This is a genomic window from Pedobacter jeongneungensis (assembly GCF_000633455.1).
Lineage (GTDB): Bacteria > Bacteroidota > Bacteroidia > Sphingobacteriales > Sphingobacteriaceae > Pedobacter > Pedobacter jeongneungensis_A.
Genome location: NZ_AYMG01000038.1, coordinates 26,914 through 45,439 on the forward strand (window position 1 = coordinate 26,914; position 18,526 = coordinate 45,439).

The 18,526-nt window shown below is 39.2% G+C and carries 14 protein-coding genes; 6 read left to right on the plus strand and 8 right to left on the minus strand.

All coding sequences use genetic code 11. From position 1 onward, the window contains the following. Nucleotides 1–2: 2 nt before the first annotated feature. From U859_RS0127410 to U859_RS0127430, 5 genes are all read right to left on the minus strand, one after another. Complete coding sequence (locus U859_RS0127410) at nucleotides 3–1,991, minus strand: TlpA family protein disulfide reductase (RefSeq protein WP_025146423.1); 1,989 nt, start codon at nucleotides 1,989–1,991, stop codon at nucleotides 3–5. 11 nt (nucleotides 1,992–2,002) lie between these two features. After that, nucleotides 2,003–3,373, minus strand: coding sequence for a RagB/SusD family nutrient uptake outer membrane protein (locus tag U859_RS0127415; protein WP_025146424.1), 1,371 nt, complete (start codon nucleotides 3,371–3,373; stop codon nucleotides 2,003–2,005). A gap of 5 nt (nucleotides 3,374–3,378) precedes the next feature. Then, the gene (locus tag U859_RS0127420; RefSeq protein WP_025146425.1) at nucleotides 3,379–6,975 is read right to left on the minus strand and encodes a SusC/RagA family TonB-linked outer membrane protein; all 3,597 of its coding nucleotides are present in this window, start codon (nucleotides 6,973–6,975) and stop codon (nucleotides 3,379–3,381) included. Nucleotides 6,976–7,115: 140 nt separating this feature from the next. Beyond that, nucleotides 7,116–8,291 (minus strand): FecR family protein, encoded by a 1,176-nt coding sequence (locus U859_RS0127425; protein ID WP_025146426.1) that lies wholly within the window; start codon nucleotides 8,289–8,291, stop codon nucleotides 7,116–7,118. Between the two features lie 101 nt (nucleotides 8,292–8,392). Next, complete coding sequence (locus tag U859_RS0127430; protein WP_051584794.1) at nucleotides 8,393–8,992, minus strand: RNA polymerase sigma factor; 600 nt, start codon at nucleotides 8,990–8,992, stop codon at nucleotides 8,393–8,395. A gap of 581 nt (nucleotides 8,993–9,573) precedes the next feature. On the opposite strand from U859_RS0127430, the gene U859_RS0127445 reads away from it, so the two are divergent. The 3 genes from U859_RS0127445 (at nucleotide 9,574) to U859_RS0127455 (ending at nucleotide 12,724) form a co-directional block, all read left to right on the plus strand. After that, nucleotides 9,574–11,106, plus strand: coding sequence for a hypothetical protein (locus U859_RS0127445; protein WP_025146428.1), 1,533 nt, complete (start codon nucleotides 9,574–9,576; stop codon nucleotides 11,104–11,106). Nucleotides 11,107–11,357: 251 nt separating this feature from the next. Further along, entirely contained in the window at nucleotides 11,358–12,230 is an 873-nt protein-coding gene (locus U859_RS0127450; RefSeq protein WP_025146429.1) for a helix-turn-helix domain-containing protein, read from the plus strand. A 101-nt stretch (nucleotides 12,231–12,331) separates the two neighbouring features. Continuing rightward, a complete protein-coding gene (locus U859_RS0127455) occupies nucleotides 12,332–12,724 on the plus strand; it encodes a nuclear transport factor 2 family protein (protein WP_025146430.1) in 393 nt (130 codons plus the stop codon). 187 nt (nucleotides 12,725–12,911) lie between these two features. Here U859_RS0127455 and U859_RS0127460 read toward each other — a convergent pair whose 3' ends face one another. The 3 genes from U859_RS0127460 to U859_RS0127470 are packed head-to-tail and all read right to left on the minus strand — an operon-like array spanning nucleotide 12,912 to nucleotide 15,573. Continuing rightward, nucleotides 12,912–13,826, minus strand: a complete 915-nt coding sequence (locus U859_RS0127460; protein ID WP_025146431.1) for a helix-turn-helix domain-containing protein — start codon at nucleotides 13,824–13,826, stop codon at nucleotides 12,912–12,914. A gap of 19 nt (nucleotides 13,827–13,845) precedes the next feature. Continuing rightward, the gene (locus U859_RS0127465) at nucleotides 13,846–14,583 is read right to left on the minus strand and encodes an SDR family oxidoreductase (protein ID WP_025146432.1); all 738 of its coding nucleotides are present in this window, start codon (nucleotides 14,581–14,583) and stop codon (nucleotides 13,846–13,848) included. Between the two features lie 12 nt (nucleotides 14,584–14,595). After that, nucleotides 14,596–15,573: an aldo/keto reductase gene (locus tag U859_RS0127470; protein ID WP_025146433.1), complete on the minus strand. Its 978-nt coding sequence runs from the start codon at nucleotides 15,571–15,573 to the stop codon at nucleotides 14,596–14,598. Nucleotides 15,574–15,867: 294 nt separating this feature from the next. On the opposite strand from U859_RS0127470, the gene U859_RS0127475 reads away from it, so the two are divergent. The 3 genes from U859_RS0127475 (at nucleotide 15,868) to U859_RS0127495 (ending at nucleotide 18,526) form a co-directional block, all read left to right on the plus strand. Continuing rightward, complete coding sequence (locus U859_RS0127475) at nucleotides 15,868–16,170, plus strand: hypothetical protein (RefSeq protein WP_025146434.1); 303 nt, start codon at nucleotides 15,868–15,870, stop codon at nucleotides 16,168–16,170. A 1,060-nt stretch (nucleotides 16,171–17,230) separates the two neighbouring features. Beyond that, a complete protein-coding gene (locus U859_RS0127490; RefSeq protein WP_025146435.1) occupies nucleotides 17,231–17,893 on the plus strand; it encodes a LytR/AlgR family response regulator transcription factor in 663 nt (220 codons plus the stop codon). A gap of 183 nt (nucleotides 17,894–18,076) precedes the next feature. Further along, nucleotides 18,077–18,526, plus strand: a complete 450-nt coding sequence (locus U859_RS0127495; RefSeq protein WP_025146436.1) for a DUF6326 family protein — start codon at nucleotides 18,077–18,079, stop codon at nucleotides 18,524–18,526.

An 18,526-nucleotide genomic window follows, 5' to 3' on the forward strand; every position in this document is an offset into this window, starting at 1 on the left:
TATTATTTTTCTGCTCTTAATATTTCTATTGCCATGGATAATTCATCACGTAGCTGGCTTGGACTACCCGAGTAACCCTCCGAACTGTATCGGACCAGGCCATTTTTAATAATGATTTTGCGTGGAATTGCGGATGACTTGAACAATGGTGCCAGGCTTCTAAAAACCAGATCCTGCTCGCCCTTAGGCCCCACCGCATCATGTAAAAGATTGAAACGATAATTATTGTCTCGTACATACTTAACTGACTTTGTTTTATAATCTCCAAACTGCATGGTACCAATCATGTATACGGCAACCTTCGGGTCTTTTGCATACTGGTCTATCAGAAGCTGCATCCCCGGGAAAGCTTCAATGCATGGTCTGCACCATGTTGCCCAAAAATCGATCACTACAATCTGGTTTGCCCAGTCCTTAGAATTAACCATTTTGCCATCGGCATTTTCTAGACTAAATGGAATAAGCGGATAGTTGACCATGTTCGACATTACATGAGTCCTCATCTCATTTTTCTTGTCTGATGGCATTAAGCCAGCAAGATATTGTTCATAGCCTTCTTCCTTACCTCCATGCTCGCTTTTGTATAGCTCCTTAAGTTTGGTAAACATCGCCGGCGTTACTGCATTAGCGGCTACACTGGATTCCAACAATGGCTTAACTGCTTTGGTATCGTTCAATTTTTCCAAAACATTAACATGCATTGCGTTTAAGTCAGCATTTCCGAAAGTTCCTTTTACCGATAAATATTTGAAATACTGGTTTGCCCCAGCATAATCACCCCGGGCATTTGCAAGAGAGATGTGCGTAAAGAGGCGATCATCCATTTGATTATTTGCATTTTCCTGTGCTTTTTCCGCATCATTATCAAAATCGGCTAAATAGGATTGATCCTTTTGTCTTTCCAGCAAATAGGGAATCATTATGCGACTATCGTTATAAAGTAATTTCTGATCGCCTCTGCCCGACATTTGCCCCCGGGTGATATTCCAGCGGTAGATTTCGTTGGCAGTTTTAAAATCAATATCCTTAAATAGCCCTAAAAATTTTTCATTTTGCCCACTCTCAAAGTATTGTGTTGCCAAATTTCTGTATATAGTATAGTAAATAAATGCCTGGTTGTCTGGTGATTTCTTCCATTCCATATAAGGAAAAGCCTTAAGAAAATCTTCAGCACCTGTTTCGAAATCCTTTCCATATTTTCCCTCCGTATTTTTTCTGTAGGATAAAAACCTGGCTGTGCTGCTTTTAGGGTAATCTTTAAAAATAAGTGATTCCACTGCCGCTGAACCGCTTTCATTTTTCAACTTATCGTAATAGCGCTGTGCCTGTGCAAAAAACTGCTCGGTAAGATTTCCGTTTTTTAGCTCGCTCTTTAACAGGTTATCAGCCAGCATGCTGAACTCAGAAGCGGGCATGGTGAGTTGCTTCAGATCCAGATAATTGAACAAATGTGATCTTGGTATCCGCTTAGAAAGCTTTTCTTCCTTTTGCAGCAAAGAGTCAATCATCTTTTTATCCTTTGAAGGATTAACGAAGCCGTTCAGCGTCCAATCGCCGGTTGCGCCTGCTTTAAAACTGGCTTCTGCCAGGTAGGTACCCGGGACTATTTTCCCTTTAGTATCCACAACCTGATGGTAATAACCTCTGCCGTTTTGATTATCAAGTGCTTCAGGATGCTGAAGATCACCCTGATAAAATTTCAAAGCGGTTAATACGGCATGATCCGGAAGTTGATAACTTCCAGTCCAAATTTCGTTTTTTTTCTCTAACTGAACCGGAACAGTGCTCCATTTGCTACCATTGTATACTGCCGCGAGTGCTTTAGGCCCGTCACTAAATTCAAGATCGCCACCTTTCGGCTGGTAATTAAAGCTGATTTTCTGGTTCTGGTTTAGTGTTTCTGGCTGCCAGGTTATGGTTTGTGCAGCTAACTGCTGCCCAAAAAATGGGCAAAGCAGTAGCATACATTTTCTAAAAAAATGTTTTTTCATGGATTGATTTTCTATCTGGGGTTTTGTTGCAATTCGGGGTTCAAAAGAATGTATTTATCCCCGATAGGATATAAATAAAGGTTATTATTGGGTTGTAAAGTGTAGTTGGCACCTTTGAAACTGCGATTTTTGGTCAGTGCGAAATCGTTGTCCAGATTCAGACGTTTCTGGTCAAACCAGCGCATACCCGTTCCAAAAAACTCCCTCCTTTTTTCTTCAACAACTATACGAAGAGCATCGGTGGCATTTGTTGCAGTTAAGGGAACATAATTGGCAGTTGTAAAACGTTTGATCCTTAGATTGTTTACAATTTTCATGGCATCATCAGTTTTTCCGGCCCTGGATAAACATTCTGCTTTTATCAGCATCATCTCAGGCACCGTCGGACCGTTGTTAATTACAAATTCATTAATCAGGTATTTTGTCGATGCCCTTCCGGTAAAGGAGGTGCTAAACTGGTTACCGAACTTGCTTCTAACATCCGAAAATAACTTATAGCGCAAGTCTGTTGTTCCTAATGAAGTGAGTAAATCACTACTTAGGGAAGTAGCAGTATAAACCACGCCTGAAACTTTGGAAAACATGACCTCAGGATTTAACAATCTTACCGGAATGGTTCCAGGTGCATTTTCGTACGTTTTCAGGTCGAGTAAGCCACTTTGCAATGCCAGGGCGCTATCCGCATATAAGGCTGCATTGTCAAAATCGCGCATATTTAAATACGTTTTGGCAAATATGGCATAACCTGATACTTTCGCCGGGCGTACATTATACTCTGCAACCGCAGGCAAACGACTTATCGATGTTCTCAAATCATTTAATACCTGTTTATAAACATCGGCAACCGTGGCTCTGTTAAGTTTCGTATATAAATTTGGTGTGGTAAGCAGCGGAACCCCTAAATCAGTGGATGCAGTGGCTACGTTATATTGCTTGCCATACATATTCACTAATATCAAATAGGCATAAGCACGATGTACCAGGGCCTCTGCATAAATCCGCTGCTTCTCCGCTTCCGTTCCGTCCTGAGAGGTCAAAACGCCGTCTAAAACCTGGTTGCATACATAAATAGTTTTATACAGCTTATCCCAATCGGCATCGCTTTGGCTTTCAGAGGTATATTTTGGCGCCCAGGTGTATACATTGCCCAAAATGTCTCCGAGAGAATTTTGCCTTGTTGCATCCGTGATCTCTATATCGTCACCTGACAGAATCGGGTAAGAATAAGTCCCTTCCAGAACACCATTATTATTCATGGTATTTCTAAAATCGGAAGTATATTTTAGTGTCCTGATTGAAAGCTGATCAATCTCCACATATTTTCTGCAGCTTGCCAGCGTAATCGCTAAGGCAAACAATATAATTGAATATCTATTTTTCATGTTGATTACAGCGTTGCATTAATTCCAAAAACATAACCTGGCGTAGGTGTTACGCTACCAAAATTTCCTGTATTGATAAATTCAGGATCTATGCCATCCTTATTTGCGCGCCAAACAATTCCCACGTTTCGCACATTTGCAGATAGTGACAGAGATTTCACAAAGTTGCGGGGCAGGAAGCGTTGCGGAACGATGTAAGAAAGAGAAATTTGTTGTAAACGGATGTTATCCGCCTTGCGAACCAATGCATCTGAAAAACGGTAGCGGTTAATGCTGTTAAAGTTCACGCCTGTTATTCCCGGAACATCGGTAAAAGCTTCATCACCTGGTTTCCGCCAGCGATCAGCCAGTTCGCCCTGTCGACCCAAAACGCCGTTATAGGCAAAATCTGTAGTTGTCGGATAATTGGTTACGGCATTTTTTAAGAAAACGTGGCCGAAATAACCTACAAATCTTAACCCTAGCTCTAACTGACCATATTTGAAATTATGGTTAAAACCGGTGGTGTAAGGCGCGTACCTATTTCCAACGTAAACCAAATCTTCTTTTGTAAAGGCAGTGGTGAGGTTAGTAGTGTTATTGATGATGTTATTGTTGCGATCGTAAATTTGTGCCTGGCCTTTGTTATCTAATCCAGCCCAGCGGTAAACATAAAGCGAGCCTAATGGCATACCTTCTATGTTGGTCAATGTTCCGGCGATATTACTGGCATTGTTTACATAACGCTGATCTGTAACCGTATTGGTGGTATAACCAAAATTTAATACTGATTTCCAGCTGAATTTTCCTGCTCTTATCAATTCGCCATTTATGGAGAATTCGTAACCATGGCCACTCAAAGTTCCGCTGTTGAACGATAAGTTAGACCAGCCGTAGGTGGCATTATAAGGGAAGGATGCCAGAATGCCAACGGTTCTTTTCGTATACACATCAACACTTCCATTTAGCCGTCCTTTTAAAATGCCGAAGTCGATACCTAAGTTTGCCATTTTGGTGGTTTCCCAACCCAAATCCGAATTGGCCGGAGTTTCGATATTAGCCACAGGTTGGCCGGTTCTAATATCGGTACCAGAAACATTAATGATGGGCACATTTGTACCTGCCTGAGGTACCACTCCACTGGTTCCTAAAGTTGCACGGACACTAAATGCATCTAACCAATTTAAATCCTGGAAAAATTCTTCTTTATTAGCATTCCATCTTAAGCCAACTGACCAAAATGGCCTGGCTCTCTTACTCCTCTCTAAGCCCAATAAAGTATAATCATCAAAACGTACACTACCCGTAACAAAGTATTTATCCTGGTAACTGTATGATGCATTACTATAATACGATAAATATCTCTTACGGTAAGCAATCAAATTGCTTAAATTGGCACCCAACGATTGCGTATAGCCATACATGGTTGGGTACTGTTGTGTAGGGTTAACAGTTGCAATTGTACGCGTATCTGCATTGTAACCATATCTGGTTTCGGATGTACCATCAGAATTGGTTTCTCTAATTTCGGCACCAGCGATGGCATTGAACTGGTGTTTACCAGCGATCGTGAAATCTGAATTTAACTGTCCGCGCAATGACAGTTCTGATGAAGTAGTGCCATAAGTGATGTAACGCCCGCCATAGTTAAATGTATTTATGGCTTTACCATTAGGGGTATATGTATTGATCAGTATCCTTGCTGCATAGCTATTCAGGTCATCAAGCGTGTAAGAGTTACTGAACTGACGTTGATTAGATATCGAAACATCAGCATTTAGCCATTTAGCAATTTTACCATTTAAACCAGCACTCATTCTGAGTACATTGTTCTTGGCGATAGAATTTGAATAATTTAACTCATCTAATGTATTGTAGGTAAAGGGTAAATAACCTTGCCCCACCATTTTATTTGCTAAAACATCGGTAATGATAATATTTCTACCGATGCTGTTGCCATTTGCATCCTGCAATAAATCATAAGGGCGTAATGCCGTAGTGCTTACTGATAGTGCATTTACTGCGGCAGCATTGTATTGTGATTTAGAATATTGATAATTAAACAGCGCCCTTAAAGTTATTTTTTTGTTAAAAAAATCAGTGGAAGTATTGGCATTTACAAAGGCGTTGTCTCCATAATTGCTTTTAAATATGGGGTTATCTTTGGTATAATTTCCAGAAATATAATAGGTACTGCTTTCAGAACCGCCTGAATAAGAAAGGTTATATTGATGATTAGTAGCATTTTGAAGTAAATATTTTTCGATTTGTGCCATGCCATCTCTCGATGCAATTTCTGCTAATGCAGCATCACGCTGTGCTACAGTAGCTGTACCGCGTTTAACCCTAAACATCCATTCTGTAGCCTCACTATTATTTGGAGTATAAATTTCATTCCCCGGCAATGCTGCCAAAGGATCAACCAGCAGCCCTTTATCAACCATTTCCTGTTCCAGATCAATGTATTGCGCACTATTCATCCAGTGCAAATCGGCAATAGAAGGATTTTTTGATATACCAAAAAGATAGCTTACGTTTAATGAAGGCGCAATTTTTTTCCCTTTTTTAGTCTCAATAACGATTACCCCATTTGCTGCTCTCGAACCCCAGATAGAGGTAGCAGAGGCATCTTTTAAGAAAGTAATCTGCTCAATATCAGCCATATTTATACTACTGATCACAGAATTACCAAAAGTATTACCACTTACAGGTCTGGTAAGGGTAGCTAAATCGCTTGGATTCATCAGCGGAAATCCATCAAGAACAATTAAAGGAATTCCACTGCCTGCTCCATAATTATTTACACCGCGAATCTGAACGCTATTGCCTTTGATATCGAACTTTACGCCCGCTACCTGCCCTTCCAGGCGTTCCATGATGTTTACAGCGGGGTTAGCTGCCAGTTCCTTACCTGAGATAACTGAATAAGCTCCTGCGGCACGCTCCCTGCTTATTTTTTGATATCCGTTTGAGACCACCGATACTTCTTCCAGCGCAGCTGAAGACTGTCGGAGTGTGATATAATAAGTAATCGTCTTCCGGTCAACGAAAATTTCCTCGCCTTTAAAGCCCAGGTAATTAATTTGCAGAACATAACCATTGGCAGGCACATCATTAATCACCAAGTCTCCGTTTTTGTCGGTGGTGTACATCTTATTGATTGTTTTGTTGTAAACATTTGCGCCCGGGAGTGGCCTGCCTGAGGAATCCCGTACCGTAACCTTTACATCAACGGCCTTAATAATATCAACCAGTTTATCTGTCACACTTTTTTCTGTAATTACAATGGTTTTGCCATCCAGCGAAAAAGTAAGGGCCTGATTATTTAATGATTTTTGAATAGCCTCGAATACACTAACCTGATTTACATTGATGGAAACAGGTTTAGCATCCAGAATAATATTGAGGTCGTATATAATATCGTAACCGCTCTGTTTACGTATCTCTTTCAGTACGCGTTCTAATGGCACATTTTTCTCAACAATGGAAACTTTTTGTGCCTTTGTTGATGCACTTAATTGCATGAGCGCCAACAGAAGAATCGCAGCAGTTAGTCGCATAACGAGTAGCAGTTTACGGAGCTGCGTATTGCGCAGCCCTGGTGAAGTAAAATTTTTATACATTTGTTTGTTTGGTTATTGCATTTGGCCCGGGCTTCGAAATCAGGACCTTATGCGGTTATTAGTTGATTGATTATAGTCAGCTACCAAATTATCCAGGGGTGCCGCCAAGCACTTCTGGTTTTTTTTGGCATCCTTTTTCTTTATTTAGAAACGATTACCCTCCTTCCTTCAAGTTTAAAATGTACTTTTCCCGTAAGCTGGATGTGATTGAGTACCTCTGAAATGTTAGTAGCTCTCGACATCCATCCGCCAAGTATTAGATTCCCTGGTGCTGTGTCATCATAAACCACTTCTACATTATACCAACGGGCCACTTTGCGCATGGCGCTGCGTAAATCTTCCCTGAACACAAATTCACCTTTTTTCCAGGCAACTTCCATATCAGTATCTGCTGATTGTACCTGGATGTTCTGATTGTTTAGTTTTGCCTGCTGCCCTGGTTTCAACAGGCTGGTTTTGCCATTGTTGAGTACGATTTTCACGCTTCCTTCCAATAATGTACTTTTAACATAAGGTTCATCTGCATAAGCATTGATATTAAAATGCGTTCCCAGAACCTCCAATTTCTGCATTTGAGAATTGCCTTTAACCACTGAGACAGAGAAGGGCAACCTTCCTTTAATCCCATCTACATGTGCAACCTCAAAGTATCCTTCGCCCGTGAGAATTACGTTTCGTCCGTTTTTAGCGAAGGTTGTCGGATATTTTAAGGATGATCCTGCGTTTAGCCATACCTTTGATCCGTCAGGTAAAACAACAGCGTACTGTCCTCCCGCGGGTGTACTGATTGTATTGAAGCCTGCGCTTTTAGGTTTAGCGTCAATTGTCGTGTAAACCAATGTCCCATCTTTTGCTTTAGTAATTTCCAGTCCGGCTTCGGTAGCAACTTTTCCTACAATGTCTTTGTTTAGGTCAATTACGCTACCGTCCGACAAGGTAAGGATAGCCTTATTTGTACCAGCAGGCAGGTCATACTGTTTGGCGACTACAAACTGATTGTTAGTTTTACTTTTGAAAAGCAAATATCCAACTCCGGAGATCAATAAAATGCTGGCAGCAATGCCAATCGTTATTAGTTTTCTATAGGGATTGTTTAGTTTTTTAACGTTAAGTACGTCAGGTAATGGTTCAGAAACTTCATCAATAATTTTAGACCAGATTTTAGCTTCCAGACCGACATAGTCTATCTGTGGTTCGGGCGTGCTGCTTTCCTCAGTTTTTAACAAATACCAGGTTTCCAACCGGGCACTTTGTTTAGCAGTAAGTTTATCATCCAGGTAGTCTCGTATAAATTGTCTCACGTTTAGTTTGCTCATGCTTATTACAGGTAGTATAATAGTAAGACAGGTAGCTCAGGGCAATGTTGTATTCCACATTAAAAATAAATTAACTTTTTATTAATTTATCGCAAAATGAGTTATAATGATATGAGAAACAATGGTAAATGGTTGCCAAACTTATTGCGTAAAGTGGTTATTGCCTTATTCATCTGTGTTTTAACAGTAAGTTCAGAAATATTCATCACGCCAGCGATTTCCTTATAGGATAAGTTTTTGTTGCGCTTCAACTCAAACACTTCCCGCATTCGCGGTGGTAATTTTTCAATTTCGGCTTCAATCAGTTTGGAGAGTATGCGCTCCCGGATACGGTGATCGGTAATTTCCTGCGCCTGTTCAAGAAAGTGACCAAGATCTTCCAGATAAGCATGATGAACCTTATTTTTGCTAAAAAAATTTAGGATGGCATTTCTTGTAGAAATATAAAGATAAGCGCCGATTGAAATATCAGCCTGAAGAGACGGAGCTTTATGCCAAAGTTTTGTGAATACTTCCTGCACAACATCCTCACTTTCATGTTCTTCTTTGAGCATCCTGAAAGCATGTTTATACAATATAGGCCAGTACCTACTGTAGATCTCAGAAAAAGCTCTGTTATCCCGTTCTATCAATAGCGAAGTTAATTTACTATCATCATATATGGAATAATCTGAAATCATCAATGAGTAAAAATAGAACATATTACCCACATTTAAAAATATACGATTCAGGCTTTCGTAACAATAGAATCAGATTTCATTGCCATAAATCGCCTCCATATCTTGAAGAGTGCCTTTTTCAGCTTCCAATAGAGAGTGGCACAAGACTGGGGCAGCTTTTTTCTGATCATATCTGCTGAATAAATAAGGATGTCTGAAGCCATGCTTTTTCAGATGTTAACACCGGGCCACCCTTAAAAATCCTGAATATTAGTTCAAAACAGTTCTTTAACCTAAGGCCAGAACTGTTTTTAGAAAAATTGTCACAGCCTAAATAGCTTATGAGGAGTTCACAATAAAATCGCTGGTTAGTTTTCGGACAACGAATTTTATCGAGAATTTCGTCAGAATCCATATCAAAAAACCAGGCAGTTTTTGCTTTTTTAATGGCAATAGGTTATAAATCCCGCAGAAGTATTAACGAGAACATATATGGTTTGCTGATTTTAAACTAAATTAGGTCACCTTTAAATTTGCCTGAACAATAATATTGTAAATGCTAAATAAGGCCAGGGCGAAATTTGCCTTTGAGTATAAAAATACGGAAACAACGAATCATTACCATGAAAATATTTAAGATAACACTTGCCATACTACTGATCAGCATACGATTATCCGCCCAGGTACAGACCAACCATTACCAGTACAATATTGACCTGTTGAATATCAAACACGATCAGGTTAGCGTATCGTTTACGCCCCCCAAGAATAAAGTTAAAACAGGCACATTCGTTATGCCCAAGCTCGTTCCAGGATATTATGATGCTATGAATTTCGGCCAGTATGTATCAGATCTTAAAGCCTTTGACAAAAATGGAAAGGCCATTAACGTGACTAAAGTTGATACTAATACCTGGAAGGTGTCTGACCTGGAACATGCAGTAAAGATCAGTTACCAGGTTGCCGATGGCTGGGAACATATCCTTCAGAACACTGGCGGCGCTAAGTCTCCGGCAAGCATGTTCCGAAAAGACAGCGTAGCCATCATCAATTATAATTCGTTATCAGGATACTTTAAGGAGCTCACAAATGCCGGTTTCAAAGTAACGGTTAAAAAGAATGCCAAATTTTATGCATCCTCAGCCTTAAAATATCAGGTTATCAATGATACGACCGATGTGGTTTCAGCCTCAGATTACCGCCATCTTGTTGACGCACCGGTATTATATTGCGCACCGGATACGACCTGGTTAAAAGTTGGCAACACGAGGGTACTTATCTCATTTTATTCTGCCGAACATCAAAACCATTCAAAAATACTGGCAGAAAAGTTAAAGTCTATATTGGAAAACCAAATGGCATATCTCGGGGGGAAACTTCCAGTAAAGGAATATGCCTTTTTAATTTATCATGAATCCATCCCAAAAAATGGATTGCTGGGTGATGGTTTGGAACATAGCCATTCCACAGTATGTCTTTATGGCTCAAAAACGCTGGATAGGTTACCCAAAGCACTGATGGGTGTTGCATCACATGAGTTTTTTCATATTCTGACACCATTGAACATCCATTCTGAACAGATACAGAACTTCGACTTCTTAAATCCTAAACTATCCAGACACCTCTGGCTATATGAAGGAATGACGGAATATGCCACTATACACATGCCTGTCAAACAGCATATGATAAGCCTGGATGAGTTTGTTAAAACCATTAATGACAAAATTAAAGGTATGGCAGGATTTGACAACAATCTCTCCATGACCGAGATGAGCACCCAGGCTATCCAAAGGCAAGACCAGTACATGAACTTTTATCAAAAGGGAGCTTTAGTTGGCCTTTGCCTCGACATCCGTTTACGTGAACTTTCAAACGGAAAATCTGGCACGCAGGAGCTGATGCAGGCGTTAATGAAAAAATACGGACCCGAAAAACCATTTAAAGATGAGGAACTGTTCGATGTCATCTCCACTTTGTCATTTCCACACATCCGCCAGTTTTTTCAGGATTACGTTGAAAACGGGCACCCCCTCCCCTTAGGAGCATACCTGCAAAAGGTCGGAATTAGTTATGATGAAAAAACGGGAACGGTTGGAATAATGAGTTCAGCATCCCCTGGCCAGCTATCTCTCAGGAAAGCATGGATTGGTATATAGCCTTTACGGAAAGCAGTAGGCTTCCTATAAATACCCATATGAAAAAGGCATCCAGCTGATGTGGTTCGCAAAAGATATTTCACGGACGGATCACAGTAGTGCTTCCATTTTCATTTTAAATAATTTAGCTAGTTTTAGGGAGGGATTATCATATCATAATTAGGTGCCTGCATTATGAATATAATCTGGCAGAAAGCAGATTTAAATTTCAGCTTATCTAAAATCCCTCTTTAATAAAGGTAGAATACAACATGAAATCGAAACCAGCAATACCGGTCTATAAAATATCTGACAGATCTTCCAAAGGAATACTGATTCGGCACTTTGGTGCAGATAGTTTAGATCGTGCTTATCTGGAAACCGCCCATCGGGACGATCACTACGTCCTGGTTTTTCAACGGGGTGGAGAATCTTCCCTAATAGTAGATTTCAAAAGAATCAACCTGATTGGTACAACGATTTTTATCATCCTGCCCGGACAGGTACACTACGGTTTGGCAGCAGGTAATGCAAGCGTATATTTGCTGGCAATTGATCAGTATTTTGTAGATCAGGTTTTTCATCCTGTTTTTCACGACATCCATGGTAACCCGGAACCCATTTCTATCACTGAAGATAAGGGAAAGCTAATGGAAAATACCATTTTGTTACTGGATAATATATTAAGAAATGCCGACAGGGATCAGTTTTATGAGGGCAACTTACAAGGTATTGCAAAAAGCTACCTAAGTTTTTTTGCTTCCAGTTATCATAATCATAAAAAATCAGTTTTTACTGATGACTCCCGGCCTACGATAATAACCAGAGCATTTTTTGATCAGCTGCACGCAAATTTCAAGACTGTTAAAAGTCCATCTCAATATGCATCATTGTTGAGTATCACACCAGCATACCTTAATGAGGCAGTAAAAAATACGACGGGCAAAACAGTTTCCTTATGGATAAAAGAACGTGTCATCACAGAAGCCAAAAGGATACTTTCACACACCCGGTTATCCGTAAAAGAAGTATCTCTGGAACTGGGATATTCAGACTGGACCTATTTTATCAGGATCTTCGGTAAATCTACAGGCAAAACACCAGGCCAGTTCCGCAAGGAAAATACCTTTCCTACCTCCCCTTAAGATAATTACCAAATAAATCCCCATAAAAGTCCATCTATTGCCGCATATCGTCTATCGGATTGCCTTCCTGTTAGCCTTTACTTTGTAGAAAAATAAACAATATGAAAGATTACAAAGAATTGGTTAAACAGGCATTTGCAGAAGTATTAGCCAACCCAACTTTTGACCGTAAAAAAATCGCTCAATATTTCTCTACAGATTATAAACAGTATGTTGACGGCCATGTACTGAATTACGAACAGTTTGTTGCCCATGTAGAATTGGTTAAAAAAAGAACCTCTAATTTGATTTTTGATTATGCAACTATAGTTCAGGAAGGAAACATTGTTTTTACCAACCATAAGGTAAGTGCAACAATGGAGAATGGTGAGGTTTCGATAACCCACTTAATCGCGGAATTTCACATTGAAGAGGATAGAATTGTATATTGTAGCGAAATGTCGAGATTGGTTACTGGCAGAAAAGAAGATGGCGACCTGGGCTCTGCGCATTAAGCCTATCTTGAATGATGCGATTTTTACATTAACTCAATTATTCCCAATTTTCACTAAATCTGCGATTAATGATAAGAGAAGGCTGATTGTTCGATGCTCCCCGAAAAATTCGATTTTGAAAGCTTACAACATCGAACCGCTTTAGTGAGCGAAACGTTTGAGCGTATCTACCTGATAAACAAGAAATCTAATTAAAGGATTGTCTGAATTCCAAAGGTGAGACATTTGTCTTGGTTTTGAAAAGTTTGCTAAACGATTGTGAGTGCTCAAAGCCCAATTCATAAGCAATTTCCGAAACTGAAAGATTTGTGGTTGATAATCTTTCTTTAGCTTTTTCTATGATTGCGTGCTGAATGTGCTGTTGCGTGTTTAGGCCAGTCAATGAGCTCAACATGTCACTCAAATAGCGCTGCGATAATTTTAATTCCGTACTGATATATTTTACGGTAGGTAAGCCGTTTTTCAGACTGTTTTCTTCTTCGAAATAGTTGTCTAAAAGTTTGTCCAAGGAAGTGATGATGTCGTGATTAACTGCTTTTCTTGTAATAAATTGCCTGTTGTAAAAACGATTACTGTAATTCAATAATAATTCTATCTGCGATACCAACACATCCTGACTGAAATGGTCAATATTGTTGCCTAATTCATTGGCTATTGTAGCAAATAAATTGGCTATAATTTCTTTTTCCTTTGCTGATAAAAACAAGGCTTCTGAAACATCGTAAGAAAAAAAGCCATACTGATTTATTGTTTTTCCCAATGGGTAATTTCGGATGAAGTCCGGATGAAAATACAAAGCGATTCCTTCGTAGCTTTCTGTTTCTTCGGGCGAAAATACGATTTGTTTTGGCTTTAAAAACGCTAATCCACCTTCTTCAAAATCGTAATGGCCCTGTCCGTATTTTATTTGCCCTGTGAATGTTAGTTTAAAGGAAATTTTGTAAAAATCAAGACTTATTTTTTCTCCTTTTGGAAACATTTCAATCGAAACATTATGATAATCAACTAGTGTAATCAACGGGTGCAACGGCGCCGGAAGTCCCAGCACACGCACCAATTGCGATATACTATTGATGTTATTGATTTTGGATTGTTGCTGCATTTTTCTTTTACGAATTTAATCAATTTTGTTTTGACGGGCGAATAACAATATCCCCAATTTCAACATCCTTTGGTTGACTTATCGCATAAATTACAGCATTAGCAATTGCTATGGGATTTATGGCAATCTGTTCCATTCCTTGTTGAACAGCTGTTTTCATTTCTTGGTTTTTGATATTATTCGCAAAATCTGTTTTCACAAATCCGGGCGAGATACCTGTAATGCGTATGTTTCCGTCTGACTCCTGACGGAATGCTTCTGCAATGGTACGGATGGCATTTTTAGTTCCCGCATAAACGCCCTGCATTGGAACAATCTTTATTCCTGAAGTTGAAATGATATTAACAATATGTCCCGCCTGTTGTTGTTTGAAAACAGGAATCGCAGCCGCCATCCCGTACAGAACGCCTTTGAGGTTAACATCGATCATTTCTTCCCAACCTTTAATATCCAACTCGTCAATGCGGGCTAATTGGCTGACACCTGCATTGTTTACAATGACATCCAATTTTCCATACTGCTCAAATGCTGTATTGACCAATCTAACCAAATCAGCGCTATTCTTTACATCAATTTGAGCACAGGTGGCTTCACCACCTGTGCTTTTAATTTCGTCAACGATTTGTTGTAACTTATCTATCCGCCTTGCACCCAAGATAACCTTTGCACCATTTTTTGCTAATTCTATTGCAATGGCTTTACCCATTCCGCTGCTAGCCCCTGTAACAGCGACTACTTTTCCTTTAATATTTTGCATTGCTATTAGTTTTTATTTGTCTATCTGTTTTTCTAAAAATTCGGGATAGCGTTCGCCCACAATTGTAATCCCATCCACTGTGGTGTCAATTTTCGCAAGTTCATCAGCAGTCAATACAACATTTGTACTGCCAATGTTTTCCACTAAGCGATGCAATTTCGTAGTCCCGGGGATTGGCGCTATCCAGGGCTTTTGAGCTAAAAGCCAGGCCAATGCCAATTGTCCGGTCGTCACATTTTTTTGTTGGGCAATCTCAGAGAGTGCGTCAACCAAAACCATATTAGCCTTTATATTTTCTTCAGTGAAGCGGGGAATAATATTTCTGCGGTCGATATCTTCCAATTTTTTGTTTATGATGCCTGTGAGAAAGCCTTTGCCTAAAGGACTGAAGGGAACGAAACCTATTCCTAATTCTTCTAATGTTGGTATAATTTCATCTTCTGGTTCTCGCCAAAACAAAGAATATTCACTTTGTAATGCTGATACAGGCTGAATCGAATGTGCTTTTCGGATCGTTTTGGCACTTGCTTCCGATAAACCGAAATATTTTACCTTGCCCTCCTGGATTAGGTCTTTAACTGTTCCGGCAACATCTTCTATCGGAACATTAGGGTCAACTCTGTGCTGATAAAGCAGATCAATGTAATCTGTTTTTAATCTTTTTAAAGATGCTTCGGTTACTGCTCTAATCGTTTCCGGTCTGCTGTCCAGACCTACTGCCGGCCTGGCATCTTTACAACCAAATTTCGTAGCAATCACTACATCTTTTCTGTAAGGCTGTAATGCCTCACCAACAAGTTCTTCGTTGGTATAAGGTCCGTATGCCTCGGCGGTATCAAAAAATGTAATGCCTCTTTCAACTGCATTGTGTAGTAACTTAATGGCCTCTTTGTTATCAAGCCCCTTGCCATCCAAAAAGTTTAAACCCATACAACCAAAGCCTAATGCGGAGACTTCCAATCCACTATTTCCTAATTTTCTTTTTTGCATAATTCCTTTTTTTGATTGTCTCTAAGACTGAATAAATTTCAAGAACAAAATTCCTGATTGTCGTTCTGTAAAAAGTAGCCCAATTGGTATTTGTTGTAGTCAGATTTCCAAATGTCGTATAGAGGATAAAATCTACGGAAAATAATTTTTGGCATAATACCCCTCTAATATAGTCGATTTCACACATCACTTAACGTTATACTAATTTCGACCTTTGTGTATAGATGAACTTAATTGAGCGGATCTTTAAATAAAAAAAAATAACTAGAAACATCATTATCAACTTATCATCCAATGAAAAACAATATCAATCCGGCATTACAAGAGTTAAAGCAATTTATTGGCACATGGGAAATGGAAATATCAAATGCGTCTTTCTTACCGGATGCCAGTGCAGTTATTAAAGCAAGCGCATCCTTTGAATGGTTTGAAGAAGGTGAATTTTTAATTTTTCGGCAGGGCACAAAAAATAAGGAAACACCGTGGGCGATATGGTTTATTGGTCATGATAAAGATCTTTTGTTTGATCCTCGTCGCCAACAAGGTATATCACTACCGAGTAAAGCCGTTTCCAATACGAATCGAAAACATATTTAAATGCCCCCTCATCCCCAGACCGGATTGCCTGTAAAAGTTCAATATCAGGTTTGTTACTTCTTACCAAGCAGGTAATCCCCTGATTAACTAAGGAAAACTTTATACATTATGTGTTTTATAAAAATTCTTTCCTAAAAATAATGAAATGTCCAAACTATTAGAAAATATTAGCCAAGTTATAAACCTCGGTGCTGAGGAGAAAAAAAAGATAGAAAGTGTGTTTGTTCCTACATCTCTGGGAAAAGGGGACAAGTGGATTATAGAGGGCAAAGTATGTTAGCACGTTGCGTTTTTAAACTAGCGGAAAACTTCGACTTTATTGCAATAATATTCCTGTGATACAACAACCTGCCATTTTTTTATGCCCGATATCGTTGTATCCTCGTTTACCAGCTTTTTAACCAACACCCCTTCAGCCAAGAATATTATTGCAATAGAAGATAATGAGCTACTTATCATTGCTAAAGAAGAACTAGAGGCACATTCAATTGAGATCCCGAAACTTCAAATTTGGCGGATTCTTTACCCCCACACGAATGCGGTTTTTACGAATTGCCCTTGCTGACGCTATTGGGATCGCAAAAATTTTAAAGCCCTAAACACAAACTGAACGGGCTGCTGAAATTTAGCTCAACAAGATGATACAAAAATCAAAAAGGGCATGTGAAAGGCGCAAGCATCGACTTTCAGGTGAGCATTTATTGCTGATATTTCAAAGAAGGAGGTTAAAAATCCCTCCTCCTTCAGATACCATAGGCTTCCGACAGCTTGGTAAGCACTAAAAAGTTGAAATGACGAATTTAAAATTAAACCATTATTTCAATCGTAAAATCTTGAATTATTAAAATTCATGCAACATTTTTATGTGAACGACCATTTTTTTATGTGAACTACCTGTACCGCTATGCGAAAGACTTCTAAAACAGCTAAGAATTGCTAATTAAAAATACAATTATTATTTTAGCCATGTACTCAGCCGAAACTATTTCACTATGGAACTAAAATGCGTAATCATCGATAATGAAAACTACATACTAAGACAAATAGAGGAACTTATCTTATGACGCCAGGAGTCATCCACGAAAAAAGTTTTGATAATGCTTATGATGCCTTAACCTATTTATATGATCAGAAGCATGTTGATATCGTTTTTTTAAATATTGAAATGCCGCAGATCAGTGGCATTGAAGCCGCAAAACTACTTAGGCCTTACTGCGATTTTTTGGTATTCGTTACAGGAAAAGTGGAATACGGAGCGGAAAGTTTTGAAATCGGAGTAGATGGTTATTTACTTAAACCGGTAAGCGACGTCAAATTTATTCAGCAGGTTCAGCGCCTCCTGGAAACAAAGTCAAATGAAGCATCCACTAAAAATCCAGATAACTTCTTACTGGTGAAGGGAGGTTCAAAGCATAAATATGTCAGCATACCACTCGACAAGATCCTATACATCAAATCAATGTCTAATTATATACAGGTTTTCTTAACTGATGAAGAACACATAAGCTACCATACCCTAAAGCATATAGAGGAAGCTATCGGGGATCGGACTGAATTCCTGAGAATCAACAGGTCTGAAATTATATCCTTTAACCATGTCAAGCAGGTTGATGGATACCAAATCTTAATGAATAACGGAAAAAAATTTACGGTAAGCAGAAGTTATAAAGATAAATTTGATGAATTTTTGCGCGGCCGCTTACCGGGGCCAGGAATCAGATAAACGGCAATCCAGCCTCTGGGTGGGTTGACTACAGGGCCCCAGGTAGATCCATACGATCTAGAGTATCATTTAACCCAATGACAATTATCTATCAGACAAACCACTATTCGGAAAAAAATTTATCCTAATTGCAACCATATGAGAAATAATTTCGTCTAACCTGGATACAATACTCTTAATGGTATGAATAATCTAAACAAACCTGCTTTTAAAGATTTTGAAATCAATCCGAAAATTAAGCTTTCAGCACTTTGGACTGCCGTAACACTCTGTTATCTATATGGTGACTATTTCGAACTATATGTGCCACACAAAGCCGAAGGACTTATTAATGGTGACAATCTACTAAACAGTCCTGTTAAACTTTTTTCTGCTGCGGTATTGCTGGCCATTCCGGCATTAATGGTTTTAATTTCTATTTTATTAAAACCACAGCTCAACAGGTTACTGAACATTTTTTTCGGAGTAGTTTACAGCACCATCATGATCCTGATTGCTTTCACTTCATTAACTGAGTGGCGGACATTTTATGTTTTTCTAGCGGTAGTAGAGAGTTTCATCACTACCCTTATTATCTATTACGCCTGGACCTGGCCAAAGAAAGACGCATCAATTCAAACAGATTTACACTAA